This is a genomic window from Nonomuraea sp. ZG12, assembly GCF_052068115.1.
Lineage (GTDB): Bacteria > Actinomycetota > Actinomycetes > Streptosporangiales > Streptosporangiaceae > Nonomuraea.
Genome location: NZ_JBQHCW010000007.1, coordinates 120,403 through 134,932 on the forward strand (window position 1 = coordinate 120,403; position 14,530 = coordinate 134,932).

Genomic DNA, 14,530 nt, shown 5'->3' on the forward strand with positions numbered 1-14,530 from the left:
AGCCTGACGTCGCATGCCGCGATCGTCCACAATGACGAGGTGCCGTGGTTACGCACGAAGAGCTGGTCGAAGCGTTCGGCGCCGACGGCCTCCTGCTGATGGACGCCGAGCGGCTCCGGGGCCTCTCGGAACAGGACGCGTCCATCCTGGGCCAGGTCGGGTTACCGGTGCGGGCGGACCTGGCGTTCACCACCTCGGTCGTCGGGGAGCCGGCGGTGGGGTCGCCGGCGGTGTTCCGGACGGGCGCCGGGGAGGTCGACGTCCTGGTGCTCGGCGGGACGCCGGGTGACCGGGGGACGCGCTACTTCCTCGACCTTCACAGCGGCGCCGTGGGGCTGCTCACGTTCGACGACGAGCCACGGGCGGAGCAGGTCAACAGCTCGCTGGGCCACTTCCTGACGTTCCTCCTCCGGCTGGAGCTGCGCCGGCGCGCCGTGGGCGGTGAGTCCCCGGACGCCGGGCGGCGGCACACCGAAGAGCTGTGGCGGTCGTTGCGGGCGCTGGATCCCGTGGCCTTCGCCGACGCCGAAGCCTGGTGGCCCATGGTGATGGACCACCAGCTCGCCGAGGATCGCCCGCACTCCGACCGGGACCGTTTCGAGCGGTCGCTCGGCCGGCTGGAGGACGAGGGCTGGCAGATCGTCGACGCCGAGCGGTTCGCGACCGACATCGGGACGAGCGGGCTGCTGAGCCCGGCCGTGGGTGACCACTTCACGCCCGATGGGGCGCTGGTGAAGGATGTCGCCCTCGCGTGGCGGGGCGGGCTGTCGTCCAGGATCCAGTCGGTGTTCGCCCGGGAGGGCCTGGTGCTCTCCGTTCCGGGGCAGTCCGAGCGGAACGACGACTATGACGCGCTGCTGGAGATGGACGCCGACGAGCTGAGCAAGCAGGCGGACGCCGCGATGGACGCGCTCTTCGCCGCCGTCCACGGCCTGGCCAAGCCGGAGGAAGGCGTCGTGACCTGCCTGGCCACGGACCGGTCCTCGGATCTGTGCCGGATCGTGAGCGCGCTGGACCGGCTGGCCGCGCACGGCTATCTCGCCGAACCCGATCTCTGGCCGACCTCCTCCGGCGGCTGGCAGACGGTCCACGACCTGACCGCGGCCGGGGAGTCGCCCAAGGCCCTCTTCTGGACCACCCAGGCGCACACGTCCTGCTTCGACGCCCGTGGCGACCTGGTCGACGAGCTCGCGCTGCAGTGGGCCGGCGATCGGGACCTGATCGCCGGCGTCCTGGCCGGCACCGGGCTCGCGATGGGGATCCCGGAGGACGAGGGCAGCACGTTCCTGCTCCGCCCGCTCCGGACGGGCAGATCGTACGAGGTGCGCTGATCAGCCGGCGTCCGGCTCCCAGACCCAGTTCCGGCGGCTGTACAGAGGGCGCAGGCCCGAGCGCAGCATGTTGTTCAGCGAGGGGTTGGCGCGTCTTTCCGACGGCATCCCGGTCTCCGCGACCAGCCAGCGGCAGCCCAGGTCCGCGGCAAGCTCGGCGCGCATGGTCAACAGGGCCGACTGCGCGCCCCGGTTGCGGTGCTCGCGCAGCGTCGCGCCGGAGTTGAGTGAGGCCACCTCCCCGCGGACGAAGAGATTGGCGGTGGCGACCATCGTGTCGCCGTCCCACGCGGCCACCGGGTGGAAGCCCGGATGGTCATAGGTGGCCGCCAGCATCTCGGTGAACCCCTCCTCGGGCATCCCGAACCCGCGGAAGGTGACCGCCGCCCACTCCCGCACGTCCTCGGGGCGGACGGGCTCGACGACCAGCTTGCTCTCGGCGGGCCAGAAGTCCTCCACCCGGCAGGCCAGCTTCACGTAATGCGAGGCCGGCCGGAGGCCGGAGGCGGCGCGGATCTCGTCCCAGTCGGGCGGCAGCACCGAATGAGCGATCTGGAACGTGGTCCCGGTGCTGCCCTGCGAGCGGTAGAAGTCCAGCACCCGGCCGATGAGATCGTGCGTGACCGGCTCCTCGAAGCCGAATCCCAGCGCCTTGTTCCAGAACCCGGTGACGTCGTGACGGATCGACAACGCCACCCCGCCGCCGATGCGCGTGGTGGCGATCCCCAGCTCCACCTTGACCGACGGCGCCGCCATCGACTCCAGCTGGTACATGAACTCCGCCTCGACGCCTTCGGCGAGAGCGCTCGACAGGTCTTCCATGCCCTTCCCCTCATGTCCCCTCATGCGCGATGTGCCCGCACGCTCTCTCAAGGGGTTGTCCACTCTCCAGCTCGTTTCCTGTCCACTTCCTGTCCACCCGCGCCGTACGTGGCCGCCCGGAACAGGAAGGACGCCCAGGAGCGGTAGGGCCGCCATGCCTCGGCCAGTTTCCGGTACGCGGCCTTGGGCGCGTCCTCCGGCAGCCCGTACGCCTCGCGCAGGATCGCGAACAGGCGCGGCTCGTCGCCCGGGAACGCGTCCGGCGCGCCCGCGCCGCGGATCAGGATGAGCCCCGCCGAGAACGGCCCCACGCCGGGCAGGGCGCGCAGCTCGGCCAGCGCCTCCTCCGGGGGGAGCGCGCGCAGGTGCTCGGTGGTGAGCACGCCGTCGAGCGCCGCGCGGGCCAGCCCGCGCAGCCACTCCTCCTTCTGCGCGGGCAGGCCGAGCCCGCCGGCCTCCAGCAGCGTCACGGGCGGCGGGAAGACGGCGTACGCCTGCCCGTCCATGGTGACCTCGGCGCCGTACCGCTCGGCGATGCGCTGCTTGATCCTGGACGCGACGAGCATCGACGATCGCTGTACGATCACCGCCCAGCAGGCCGACTCCCACGGGCTCCAGAAGCACACCGGTCGCAGGCCGGGGCTGCGCCGCTGCAGGTCGCCGAGCACCGGATCGCCCTCGCCGAGCCTGGCGAAGCCGCCGCCGTCCACGTCGAGGGAGAGGATCCGCGCCACCTCGCCCCTGATCTCCCGCCCGGTGGCCCGCGTGGTGGCCACGGCGACACCGCCCGGCGCGGCCGTCACCCGCACGCCGATCGGCAGCCAGTCGGACTCCGCGCAGTAGCCGAACCGCAGCGCCCGCCCGTCGGAGGGCAACGCGCTGGTGGCCGGCCAGTCCTCCACGAAACGCAGCGACGCGCCGAAATCGAACGGCCCGTCAGCGGAAAGCGCGAACTCATGCATCCTCATGCGCCCATGCTGCCCGCCCCGACCCCACCCGCGCACACCCACCTGCCGATGGGTGCGCCCATGCCGCCACCCACCCCACCTCCGGGTGCGCCCATGCCGCCACCCCCTCGCCTCCGGGTGCGTCCATGCCGCCACCCACCTCGCCTCCGGGTGCGTCCATGCTGGGGGTGAAGTAGTGTTCGGCCCACGAATCGCGTGGGAGGTGAGGATGGCACGCATCGTCTTCATCGGCGCCGGTGACGTGGACCTGATGCGGAGGATCGTCTCCGACCTGCTCCTCGCCCCCGCGCTGCGGGGCGAGCTGGAGATCGTGCTGTACGACGACGACCCCGGTCATCTGGCGACGGCCGAGGCGCTCGTCAGGGCGCTGGACGCCGAGGCGGGATCGGCCGCGGTGATCAGCGTCTGCCCGGTGCGGCGCAAGGCGCTGGAGGGCGCCGACTTCGTGGTCGGCTACCTCCATGTGGGCGGCTTCGAGGCGACGCTGCGCGACTTCGAGATCCCGCACCGCTACGGCCTGCGTCAGACGATCGGCGACACGATCGGCATCGGCGGCATCTTCCGTGGCCTGCGCACCATCCCGGTCTATGTCGAGCTGGGCCGGGAGATGGCCGAGCTCTGCCCGGACGCGTGGTTGCTGAGCTGCAGCGATCCGATGGCGATGACGGGCTGGGCGGTGCAGGAGGGCACCACGTTCGAGCGGTTCGCGGGCGTGTGCCACGCGGTGTGCGACACCCACGCCTACCTGGCCGACCTGGTGGGCCGTGGCCTGGACGAGGTGCGGTTCCTCACCGCCGGGGTCAATCACCAGTCGTTCGTGCTGCGCTTCGAGGCCGACGGCCGCTCGCTCTACCCGGAGCTCGACGCGGTGCTGGAGGCGGACCCGGAGCTGGAGCGGCACGTACGGGTGGAGATGTATCGCCGTTTCGGCCATTTCCCCACCCAGTCCAGCGAGCACGCCGCCGAGTACGTGCCGTGGTTCATGCGGCACACGGCGGAGACCTCCCGGCTCGGCGTGCCGGTGGAGGAGTATCTGCGCCGGGCCGGCCGGAGCCTGCACCAGTATGAGGAGACCAGGCGCGCGCTGTCGGCGGGCCGGCCGCTGCTGGTGCGCTGGCAGCATCAGGAGCCGGCCGCCGCCGCCATCCTGGCCATGCTGACCGGCCAGGAGAAGGAGGTCTACGTCAACGTGCGCAACCGGGGCCTGATCGACAACCTGCCCGAGAGCTGCTGCGTGGAGGTGCCCGCCCTGGTCGACGCGGCCGGGGTGCACCCGCAGCCGGTGGGTGAGCTGCCGCCCCAGTTGGTCGCGCTGAACCGTACCTTCCTCAATGTCGTCGAGCTGACCGTGCGCGCGGTGCTCGACGGCGACCCGCGCCATGTGCACCACGCCGCGATGCTGGACCCGAACACCGCGGCCACCCTCCCGCTGCCGGCGATCGAGGCGCTGTGCCAGGAGCTGATCGAGGCCCACGGCGACCTGCTCCCTGAGGCGATCCGTTCCACCGGCCGTTCCACCGGCCGTCCTGCTGGCCGTCCCACTGGCGCCCGCTCATGACCGAGTCGGTGCCGACGGAGGTGCGGCGCGAGCGCATGCTCGGCATGATCATGGAGCAGGAGTTCGCGCGGGTGGCCGAGCTGGCCGAGGCGTTCGGCGTGTCCAGCGTGACGGTGCGCGCCGACCTGGACGCGCTGGAGGAGCAGGGCCGCATCCGGCGGGTGCGCGGCGGCGCGGTGGCGGCGGGTCCGGCGCCGCGCACCGAGCCGTCCTTCGAGCTGTCGCTGGGCACCGCCGCGGTGGAGAAGGCGCTGATCGCCAGGGCCGCCGCGCGGCTGGTCGGCTCGGGCGAGAGCGTGATGATGGGGGCCGGCACCACGACCGCCTACGTCGCCAGGGAGCTGGTGGCGCGCGCCGACCTCACCGAGGTCACGGTGTTCACCAACGGCCTGCGCACCGCGCTGGAGCTGGAGCCGGCGCTGCCCCGGTTCGCCGTCGTGCTGACCGGCGGGAGCCTGCGCCGCCAGCAGCACTCCCTGGTGGATCCGCTCGGCGGGAAGCTCATCGAGGGGGTCCGGGTGGACACCGTCCTTCTCGGCTGCGGCGGCGTGCACCCCGACGACGGGATCACCAACGTCAACCTGCCCGACGCGGAGATGAAGCAGCGGATGCTGCGCTGCGGCGGGCGCCGGATCCTGGTCGCCGACTCCGCCAAGCTCGGGGTGACGAGCATGGCGCCGATCTGCGCGCTGTCGGAGATCGACCTGCTCATCACCGGCGAGGCGGCCGATCCCGCGCTGGTGGCGGTCCTGCGCGAGCGCGGCCTGAAGGTGGAGCTGGCTAGCTGAGCAGGCTCGTCCGCAGCTCCGGCGGCAGCAGGTCCCCGTGGGCCTTGGTCAGGTCGTCGCACATGCGCCAGATGGCGTCCAGTGACAGCGTGGCCGAGGCGTTGGGGTCGATCATGACCGCGTGCCGTACATGCTCGGGGCGTCCTTCGAGCGCCGCACGTACCGTGAGCTCGTTGACGCTCACGTAGGTGCGGTTGAGCGCGGCGAGCTGCGGCGGCAGCGCGCCGACGCGGGTGGGCCGGACGCCGCCCGCGTCCACCGCGCAGGGCACCTCGACGACGCAGTCCGGCGGCAGGTTGGAGATCAGGCCGCCGTTGACGACGTTGCCGTAGACCACCCGCGGGGTGCCGGTCACGATGCTGTGGATGATCTGCGGCGCGTACTCCTCGGTGCCCTCGACGGGCAGCTCGGCGCCGGTGCGGACGGCCTCGCGGGTCCGCTCGTACTCGCGGACGTTCTCCGCGCTGATCCCCACATAGTCATCCACGGGGATGCGCAGCCGGTCGATCTCGGCGTCGTGCCGGAGCAGCCAGGGCAGGTATTCGGCGGAGTGCTCGCTGGTCTCGGTCGGGTAGCGGCCCAGCCGCCGGTACATCTCCACCCGGACGCGCCGCCGCAGCTCGGCGTCGCGGTCGATGGCGGCGTCCAGCCGGTCGTAGAGGTTCTCGCCGTCCCGCTCGAACCGCAGCACCCACGCCTGGTGGTTGACGCCCGCCGCGAGATAGGTGATCTCTTCGTACGGCACCGCCACCAGCTCGGCGAGGCTCTGCATGGTCCAGTAGACCGAGTGGCACAGGCCGACGACGTTGCGCACCTTGCCGCTGAGGTACCAGACGTTCATCGCCATCGGGTTGGTGTAGTTGAGCAGCAGCGCGTCGGGGCAGACCGCGGCCATGTCGGCGGCGATGGCGTCCAGGACCGGGAAGGTGCGCAGCGCGCGGAAGACGCCGCCGACGCCGATGGTGTCGGCGATCGTCTGGCGCAGGCCGTAGCGGGCCGGGATCTCGAAGTCGGTGACGGTGGCGTCGTGCCCGCCGACCTGGATCATGTTGATGACGAAGTCGGCGCCGTCCAGGGCGATCCGGCGGTCCGGCTCGGCGGTAATCTCGGGGCGTGCGCCCCGCTCGGCGGCGATCCGGTGGGCCACGGCCTCGGCGACGCGCAGCCGCTCGGGGTCGATGTCGTGCAGGACGACGCGGATCTCCCGCAGCTCCGGGTAGGCCAGCAGGTCGGCGAGCAACCCCTGAGTGAACACCACGCTGCCCGCGCCGATGAAGACGATCTTCGGGTTTCTCATGCTGGAACGACTTCCTCCCAGGTCGGCTGTGCCGCTGTGCCCCCCGCGGCTCGGGTGCCGTAAATCACCGCCCCACGTAGCGGCCATGGGCAGGAACGCTCCCAGCATCTTCGATAACTTGTCAAGTCTTGCGAAGTGACCTCGCATAACGCTCGCATCGCGTTTCGCATCGAAGGTATTGACAAGGTTTTGAAAGTGGCGAAGATGGACTCCATCCCGCCGTCCAGGAAGTCTGGAGATGCCGCGACGATGACGGCCATGACACTAGAGAAGACAGCGACCCTCCGTAGACAGCGCAGGGACGGCAGGGTCGCGATCGGGTTCCTCGCCCCGGTGTGCCTCGCCTTCGCCGTCTTCTACCTGTACCCGGCGATTCGCGGTGCGTGGTACTCCCTCACCGACTGGAACCTGCTGTCCGACCCGGCCTTCGTCGGCCTGGACAACTACGCGACCCTGGTGAGCGATCCGCTGTTCTGGAACGCTCTCAAGGTCACCGGCTACTACGTGGTGCTGACCATCACGCTGCAGATCGTCGGCGGGCTCGGCCTGGCGGCGCTGCTGCACCGCCTCACCCGGTCGCTGCTGATCCGGTCCCTGCTGCTGGTGCCGTGGCTGGTGCCCAGCGTGACCACCGCCCTGCTGTGGATGTGGCTGCTGGACGCCAACCTGGGCTTCTTCAACCATGTGCTGAGAGGTCTCGGCATGGAGAACCAGGGCTTCCTGACCTCGCCCGACCTGGCGCTGCCCAGCGTGGCCGTGATCAACGCCTGGAGCGGCGTCGGCTACACCGCCCTGCTGCTGTACGCCGGCATGCTGCTGATCCCGCCGCAGATCTACGAGGCGGCGGCGATCGACGGCACCGGTGAGGTGCGCCAGTTCTTCTCCATCACGATGCCGCTGCTCCGGCCCATCCTGGCGTTCGTGCTCGTGGTGTCGCTGATCGGCTCCTTCCAGCTCTTCGACACCATCGCCGTCACCACCAAGGGCGGGCCCGTCAACGCGACCCGGGTCGTCTACTTCTACATCTACGAGCAGGCGTTCACCCACTTCAAGATGGGGTACGCCTCCGCGCTGGCGCTGAGCCTGGTGCTCATCCTCGGCGTGCTGACCTTCATCCAGCTGCGCCTGCTGCGCGCCTCCACCTCGGATCTCACGTGAACCTGCCCAAGATCGGCCGCCTGGTGGCGTGGCTCTGCCTGATCGCGGCCCTGCTGATCTCGCTGTTCCCGCTCTACTGGATGCTGCGCACCGCCATCACCCCGGGCCGGGAGCTCGGCGCCGACAACGCCACGCTGCTGCCGGACAACCCCACGCTCATCAACTTCCAGCGGGTGCTCGGCCTGGTGAGCCGGGAGGAGGCACGGGCCGCCGGCGGCTCCGGTGCCGACCTGAACTTCTTCCTCTACCTGCGCAACTCCATCCTCTACACCGGCCTGATCACCATCGTCCAGACGCTGATGTGCGCGATGGCCGGCTACGCCTTCGCCCGGCTGCGCTTCCGGGGCAGGGACACGCTGTTCGGCGTGTTCGTCGCGGCGCTGATGGTGCCGCCGATCTTCACCCTGCTGCCCAACTTCGTCCTGGTCAAGGACCTCGGCTGGCTCAACACCCTGCCGGGGCTGGTGGCGCCCACCCTGCTCATGACGCCGTTCGCGGTCTTCTTCCTGCGCCAGTTCTTCCTCGGCATCCCGCGCGAGGTCGAGCAGGCGGCGCTCATCGACGGCGCGGGCGCGTGGACCGTCTTCTGGCGGGTGGTGCTGCCCATGACGAAGGGCCCCCTGCTCACCCTGGCCCTGACCACCGCGGTCTGGACCTGGAACGACTACCTGTGGCCGCTGCTGGTGGCTCCGGGCGAGGAGTCGCGGGTGCTCACCGCGGCCCTCGGCGTCTTCCTCAGGCAGTCGCCGAACACGGCGCCCGACTGGACCGGCCTGATGGCGGGCTCGGCGTTGTCGGTCATCCCGGTCCTGCTGCTGGTGGCCTTCTTCGGCCGCCGGCTCGTGGACTCGATCCAGTTCTCCGGCATGAAGGGATAAATGATGAAAAAGCTGGTCATAGCGGTGAGTGCCGTGGTGCTCACCGCGTCATGCGGCGGGGGCGGTGGCACGTCCGCTGGCGACGGGGTCACGCTGAACTACGTGCTCTGGGACGACGTGCAGCAGGGGGCCTACCAGCAGTGCGCGGACGCCTTCCAGAAGGCCAACCCGGACATCACCATCAAGATCACCCAGAGCGCCTGGGACCAGTACTGGCAGAACCTCACCACCCAGATGGTCTCCGGCGACGCCCCGGACGTGATCACCATGCAGGCGTCGTTCTATCCCCAGTTCGTGAAGAACGGCCAGCTCCTGGACCTGCAGCCGATGGTGACCGCGGACAAGGTCGACCTCACCCAGTACTGGCCCGGCCTGGCCGAGCAGTGGGTCAAGGACGGCAAGAGGTACGGCCTGCCCAAGGACTGGGACACCATGGCCATCGTCTACAACGTCAAGCAGGCCAAGGAGGCCGGCGTCGACCTGAGCGACCTGACCTGGAACCCGGACGACGGCGGCACCTTCGAGGACGCCCTGGCCAAGCTCACCGTCGACACCGCCGGCAAGCGCGGCGACGAGCCCGGCTTCGACAAGACCAAGATCGCCGTGCACGGCTACGCCCCTGAGCTGAACGACGGCTCCCTGGGCCAGAACAGCTGGGGCAACCTGGCGGTCTCCAACGGCTTCTCCTTCATCGACAAGAACCCGTTCGGCACCAAGTACTTCTACGACGACCCCAAGCTCATCGAGACCGCGACCTGGTACAAGAGCATCGCCGACAAGGGCTACACCCCGTCGTACGACAAGACCAGCTCACTCGGCACCGACGCCGTGCTCACCTCCGGCAAGGCCGCGCTCGGCATCACCGGCTCCTGGATGATCAAAACGTACCTGGACGCCACCGAGCAGGAGTTCGCCTTCGCCCCGCTGCCGACCGGCCCGCTGGGCCGCAAGTCCTCCTTCAACGGCCTGGCCGACGTGATCTACGCCGGCACCGAGCACAAGGACGCCGCCTGGAAGTGGGTGAAGTTCCTCGGCTCCACCGACTGCCAGAACATCGTCGCCGACAACGCCGTCGTCTTCCCCGCCATCCTCAGCGCCACCGAGCGCGTGCTGGCCGCGCACGAGAAGGCCGGCCGGGAGGTGCAGCTGTTCGTGGACGAGGCCAAGGCGAAGGACGGCACGTTCCTGCTGCCGGTCAGCGACCACGGCGACGAGATCAACCAGATCGTGGGCACCGCGCTCGACGAGGTCTGGCTCGGCCAGAAGGACGCCAAGACCGCCCTGACGGCGGCGAACCAGCAAGTGAACGGCCTGTTCGCGGGAGGCTGAGATCATGAGTCCCCCCTAGCGAGAGGCAGAGCATGCGACTTCCCCGGCATCTGATCGCGGCGCTGGCCGCCTTCTGCACCATCGCACTGACCGGGACGGCCCAGGCGGAGACCCGGACACAGGCACGACCCGCGCCCACCGCCGCCTCCGAGAAGGTCAAACTGCCCGCCCCCGTCCCCTGTCCCGGCTGCTGGCGGCCCGCGCTGAGGACGAGTTGGCAGTGGCAGCTCGCGTCCGTGCCCAAGGAACCGTTCCGCGACGTCACGATGTACGACATCGACGGCTTCGACGCCACGAAGGCGACCGTACGACGTCTGCACGCCACCAAGGCGGGCCGCAAGGTCGTCTGCTACATCAGCGCCGGGTCGTACGAGGAATGGCGGCCGGACGAGGCCGACTTCCCCGCCTCGGTGCTCGGCGACCCGCTCGACGAGTGGGAGGGCGAGCGCTGGCTCGACATCCGCAAGTACACCGGCGCCCTGGGCGACGTCATGCGAGCCCGCCTGGACATGTGCAAGGCCAAGGGCTTCGACGCGGTCGAGTTCGACAACGTCGACGGCTACACCAACGAGACCGGCTTCGACCTCGACGCCGCCGACCAGCTGCGTTACAACGCATGGCTGGCCAACCAGGCCCACACCCGCGGCCTGTCCGCCGGCCTGAAGAACGACCTCGCCCAGATCCCCGCGCTGCTGCCCTACTTCGACTGGGCGCTCAACGAGCAGTGCTGGCAGTACAAGGAGTGCACGACGAAGCAGAACGGCGACTACGGCTACGACCAGTTCGTCAAGGCGGGCAAGGCGGTGTTCACCGTCGAGTACGAGCTGCCCACCTCGAAGTTCTGCGCCAAGTCCAACGCCCAGAACTTCAACTCCCTGAAGAAGAAACTGAACCTGGACGCGTACCGAGTCGCCTGCAGATAGCCCTTTCGCCCGGTCGTGCGCACCCATGCACGACCGGGCCTTCTTGACGTGATCCCCGGACGGCCGAGAAGATGGCGGCTTCATCCAGAGGATCCGAGGGACCTGGCCCGGCGACGATCCGGCAACCTGCCTGCGCGAAGGTGCCAATGCCAGGAACGATGAGGAGAGCCATGCGGCCGCGGCTTGACGTTCCCGTGCTCCACGGATCGCTCGTACGACTGGCACCGCTCACCGCGGGTCACACGGCGGATCTCGTACGGGCGGCAGAGGAGGATCGTTCCTCCTACGCCTACACCCTGGTGCCACGGGCCACCGAGATGGACGCCTACCTGGCGGCGCAGTTCGCCCGCGAACGCGAGGGACTGATCCCCTTCGCCCAGGTTCGAGTGGCGGACGGGATGGCGGTGGGCTGCACCGCCTTCTGGAACCCGCGCACCTGGCCGGCCCGGCCGGAGCTCCGCGCCATCGAGATCGGCTGGACCTGGCTCGCCGCCTCGGCCCAGGGCACCGGGATCAACGTCGAGGCGAAGCTCCTGCTGTTCACCTACGCGTTCGAGACGTTGGGCGTGACCCGCGTGGACCTCAAGACCGACGCCCGCAACGAACGCTCCCGCCGCGCGATCGAACGCCTCGGCGCGCGTTTCGAGGGCGTGCTGCGCAACTGGTCACCATCGTGGGCCCCCGGCGAGGAGGGGCGGCTACGCGACTCCGCCATGTTCTCGGTCATCGACACCGAATGGCCCGCCGTCAAGTCGTCCCTGCACGCCCGCCTCGAAGTCACCGATCCATGACGAAGCTGTGCACCTCTTTCCGCCTCGCGTACGCGCGCACGATCGCCGCCCCTCCCCCAGCACACCCACGAGAGAAACACCCAGCGGCCCGATCTCCTGCTCCTCCGAGCCCGGCAGCTCAGCGACTTCCGGTACGTCTGCCGATCTTGACGGTAGTCCAGCGACATGATCCAAAGGAGACACCGGCCCGTCCCGTCAGAGGGCGGATCGATGTCAACAGCACAGATCGCCCCAAGAAGGGAAGTCGTTATGGACGTCGGGAAGAGCAGGCGCCTGGCCACGCTCGCATCAGTGGGTGCGCTGACGGCAGCACTGTTACCGGTAGGAGGCATGGCTACCGCCTCGTCTGCCACGCCTCAGGTTCATGCCTGTGTCAGCAAGATCACCCGCGTTGCTCGGATAGTCGACCCGGGAGCCGGGTGTCTCTTCACCGAGGTTGCCGTCCAGTGGGGTGCCGAAGGACCGGCCGGCCCGGTGGGAGCCGCTGGACCGCAGGGCGAGCAAGGGCCCAGGGGTGACACCGGCCCCGCCGGGCCCCGAGGCGAGGCTGGGGAGACCGGCCCGCAAGGCCTCAAGGGCGACGCGGGGGAGACCGGCCCCCAGGGCGAACAGGGGCTCCAGGGAGCACAGGGACCCAGGGGCGAGAAGGGTGATCCCGGAGGAGTGAGAGGGGCCGAAGTAAAGGAGGCTCCCATCATCGGCGGCTCCGGCGCAGCCATGTGCGACCCCGGCCAGTCCGCGACCGGCGGCGGCTACAAGATCAACAACGGTACGGGCCACGCCTACCAGAGCCTCCCCGTATTCGGCGTGTCCAAGGACCCACGAGGCTGGGAGGTCAGGACAACCAACTCAGCCAACGGAACCGTCTATGTCATCTGCGCCCCTTGGGGCTGACCACCAGGCATGATCCCTGACTCTCGACATCCCCAGCCGGCCTTGGCCGCTCATCCAAGCGCCACATGATCGAGAAGGGGACAGCCTCATCGGCCTTGTCGAGGGCCACGGTGACATAGGACCGCCTGCACGGTTTCAGAGGATCAACCACACGGCCGCTTTCAGCGCACGGAGAGCTATCGTGATGCGCGAGCAGTTCGATCATCTGACACCCCCGCCGAATGGGACGCCTTCCTCAACGGCGTGAAAGCCAACGAATTCGGCTGAGTTCGTACATAGCCGTCACTACAGAATCCGAGCCGACCAGGCGGTCAGCGCACCGAGCCCCAAAGAGCCATTCGGGCAGAGAGTCAGAAATATCCTGACTCTCTGCCCGGCTGCCACCCGGCAGCCCAGCATGCCGGCGCATCGCGGTGTCGGCCTCATCTCGCCACATCGGACGCCATCCGCGACAGCGTGAGGGCCGGCGATTCAGCCGGGCGGGTCAGAGCGAGAATGCCGCCTTCGTCCATTGGTACTGGGCGTCCAGTGCCTCGCCCAGCAGCCCGAACAGCTCCCCGGGCAGCGCCTCCTCGACGCGGGCAGGTGGCCCGAAACGTCCCCGCGCGTCCCGCTCGGCCACCAACATCACCCGGCCGCCCGCCCGGTCGACCCCCAGCACCGTCACCGCGTCCCGGACATCCACGCATGCCTCGGCGTCGCCCTCGCGGTAATACCCCTCGGCCAGGTTGTGCAGCAGCGCGACGGCGGCGCGGCCCGGCGCCATCGACTTCGCCGGACAGACGAGCACCATCGCGTCCACACGCATGGTCGACGCCATCCGCTGGGTGGGCTCGTCGAAGGACCCCTTCGGCGGCACGGGCTGAGCCCGCATGGAGTCGGCGGCCATGGTGAGCAGGGACGCCGGATGGACGGCCGCCGCCTGCGACCCCAGGTCGAACGGCAGATATCCGACCATCGGAAAGGGCGGATCGGGCATCGTGTTGTAGCCGAGGAAGAGGCCGAGCGAATCGGGTGCGCCGGACAAGGCAGACAGCGCGCCTTGCGCCACCCGGCCCAGTCCCCCGCATCCGTGGTCGGGCAGGTCATTGGCGGAACGCAACATCGACATGCACATAGTGTCGCAGATCGATCACGAAGAGTTGCTTTCATCGCCGGCGAACGACCCCCGAAACGCGGCGCGACGATGAAACATGGGGTCGACCATCTACGCTACGCATCGCTAGTATCACAGTGAGTAGCCATGGACGGTCGGCAGAAACCGTCACGCCACTTGTGCACCCCCCGTCCTCACCCTGGCGAGGGTTTCACCCCAACTGCCGATGAGAGAAAGGGATCAACCCACTATGCACAAAGCTCTCAAGACCGCCATCGTCATGACCAGCGCCGGCGCCGCGATGAGCCTCCTGGCGCTCCAGGGCATTGCAACAGCAGCAGCGGCGATCCCCGCGGGTAACGCCCCGTCCTGCGTCACCGTCTGGCAGAACACGGGCACCATCACCAAGACCGGCTACGCCAGGAACGACTGTGGCGAGACGATGAACCTCAAGATCGTCTGGGCGCACGGCGTCGACGGAAGCTGTCAGACCGCACGCCCTGGCGACACCATCTCGAGCAAGGTGCCGCGCGGCCCGAGGAACTTCGACGGCGCCGGCCTGTGCTGACCTGAAACCACAGGCAGGAACAACTCCCGCTCGATGCGAACGGGGGTTGTTCCTCAGACCCGACCGGCCACTTGAGCTGCGAAGGGCGGCGAACATGATGTCACGCATTCGCCCTCAGTCCTACGCTAT

14 protein-coding genes and 1 riboswitch are annotated in these 14,530 nt (G+C 69.3%); of the genes, 10 read left to right on the top strand and 4 right to left on the bottom strand.

From position 1 onward, the window contains the following. Nucleotides 1–44: 44 nt before the first annotated feature. A complete protein-coding gene (locus tag ACTMTF_RS21225) occupies nucleotides 45–1,331 on the top strand; it encodes an SUKH-4 family immunity protein (RefSeq protein ID WP_441112253.1) in 1,287 nt (428 codons plus the stop codon). On the opposite strand, the gene ACTMTF_RS21230 is transcribed toward ACTMTF_RS21225, so the two are convergent. Together ACTMTF_RS21230 and ACTMTF_RS21235 are read right to left on the bottom strand one after the other, a co-directional pair. After that, nucleotides 1,332–2,153: a GNAT family N-acetyltransferase gene (locus tag ACTMTF_RS21230; RefSeq protein ID WP_441112254.1), complete on the bottom strand. Its 822-nt coding sequence runs from the start codon at nucleotides 2,151–2,153 to the stop codon at nucleotides 1,332–1,334. 47 nt (nucleotides 2,154–2,200) lie between these two features. Further along, a complete protein-coding gene (locus tag ACTMTF_RS21235; RefSeq protein ID WP_441112255.1) occupies nucleotides 2,201–3,121 on the bottom strand; it encodes a DNA-3-methyladenine glycosylase family protein in 921 nt (306 codons plus the stop codon). A gap of 208 nt (nucleotides 3,122–3,329) precedes the next feature. On the opposite strand from ACTMTF_RS21235, the gene ACTMTF_RS21240 reads away from it, so the two are divergent. Together ACTMTF_RS21240 and ACTMTF_RS21245 are read left to right on the top strand one after the other, a co-directional pair. Further along, complete coding sequence (locus ACTMTF_RS21240) at nucleotides 3,330–4,679, top strand: family 4 glycosyl hydrolase (RefSeq protein WP_441112256.1); 1,350 nt, start codon at nucleotides 3,330–3,332, stop codon at nucleotides 4,677–4,679. Next, nucleotides 4,676–5,467 carry a DeoR/GlpR family DNA-binding transcription regulator gene (locus ACTMTF_RS21245; protein ID WP_441112257.1) on the top strand — a complete coding sequence of 264 codons (792 nt, stop codon included), beginning with the start codon at nucleotides 4,676–4,678 and terminating at the stop codon, nucleotides 5,465–5,467. The genes ACTMTF_RS21240 and ACTMTF_RS21245 overlap by 4 nt, the downstream gene beginning before the upstream one ends. On the opposite strand, the gene ACTMTF_RS21250 is transcribed toward ACTMTF_RS21245, so the two are convergent. After that, nucleotides 5,460–6,764: an alpha-glucosidase/alpha-galactosidase gene (locus ACTMTF_RS21250; RefSeq protein WP_397004441.1), complete on the bottom strand. Its 1,305-nt coding sequence runs from the start codon at nucleotides 6,762–6,764 to the stop codon at nucleotides 5,460–5,462. The genes ACTMTF_RS21245 and ACTMTF_RS21250 overlap by 8 nt on opposite strands. 258 nt (nucleotides 6,765–7,022) lie before the next feature. On the opposite strand from ACTMTF_RS21250, the gene ACTMTF_RS21255 reads away from it, so the two are divergent. The 6 genes from ACTMTF_RS21255 to ACTMTF_RS21280 all read left to right on the top strand — a co-directional run bounded on the left by ACTMTF_RS21255 (nucleotide 7,023) and on the right by ACTMTF_RS21280 (nucleotide 12,737). Next, a complete protein-coding gene (locus tag ACTMTF_RS21255; RefSeq protein ID WP_397004443.1) occupies nucleotides 7,023–7,922 on the top strand; it encodes a carbohydrate ABC transporter permease in 900 nt (299 codons plus the stop codon). Then, nucleotides 7,919–8,800: a carbohydrate ABC transporter permease gene (locus ACTMTF_RS21260; protein WP_397004445.1), complete on the top strand. Its 882-nt coding sequence runs from the start codon at nucleotides 7,919–7,921 to the stop codon at nucleotides 8,798–8,800. The genes ACTMTF_RS21255 and ACTMTF_RS21260 overlap by 4 nt, the downstream gene beginning before the upstream one ends. Then, nucleotides 8,801–10,129, top strand: coding sequence for an ABC transporter substrate-binding protein (locus ACTMTF_RS21265; RefSeq protein WP_441112258.1), 1,329 nt, complete (start codon nucleotides 8,801–8,803; stop codon nucleotides 10,127–10,129). A gap of 32 nt (nucleotides 10,130–10,161) precedes the next feature. Further along, complete coding sequence (locus ACTMTF_RS21270) at nucleotides 10,162–11,052, top strand: endo alpha-1,4 polygalactosaminidase (protein WP_441112259.1); 891 nt, start codon at nucleotides 10,162–10,164, stop codon at nucleotides 11,050–11,052. Between the two features lie 77 nt (nucleotides 11,053–11,129). After that, nucleotides 11,130–11,217: riboswitch (SAM riboswitch) on the top strand. 5 nt (nucleotides 11,218–11,222) lie between these two features. Then, nucleotides 11,223–11,843 (top strand): GNAT family N-acetyltransferase, encoded by a 621-nt coding sequence (locus ACTMTF_RS21275; RefSeq protein WP_441112260.1) that lies wholly within the window; start codon nucleotides 11,223–11,225, stop codon nucleotides 11,841–11,843. Nucleotides 11,844–12,317: 474 nt separating this feature from the next. Then, on the top strand, nucleotides 12,318–12,737 hold the full coding sequence (locus tag ACTMTF_RS21280) for a hypothetical protein (RefSeq protein ID WP_441112261.1): 420 nt from the start codon (nucleotides 12,318–12,320) through the stop codon (nucleotides 12,735–12,737). A gap of 484 nt (nucleotides 12,738–13,221) precedes the next feature. Here the strand turns inward: ACTMTF_RS21280 and ACTMTF_RS21285 are convergent, their stop codons facing one another. Then, complete coding sequence (locus tag ACTMTF_RS21285; protein ID WP_441112262.1) at nucleotides 13,222–13,848, bottom strand: hypothetical protein; 627 nt, start codon at nucleotides 13,846–13,848, stop codon at nucleotides 13,222–13,224. A 235-nt stretch (nucleotides 13,849–14,083) separates the two neighbouring features. Here ACTMTF_RS21285 and ACTMTF_RS21290 point away from each other — a divergent pair, with 235 nt between their 5' ends. Further along, nucleotides 14,084–14,401, top strand: coding sequence for a hypothetical protein (locus tag ACTMTF_RS21290; RefSeq protein WP_441112263.1), 318 nt, complete (start codon nucleotides 14,084–14,086; stop codon nucleotides 14,399–14,401). Nucleotides 14,402–14,530: the final 129 nt, after the last annotated feature.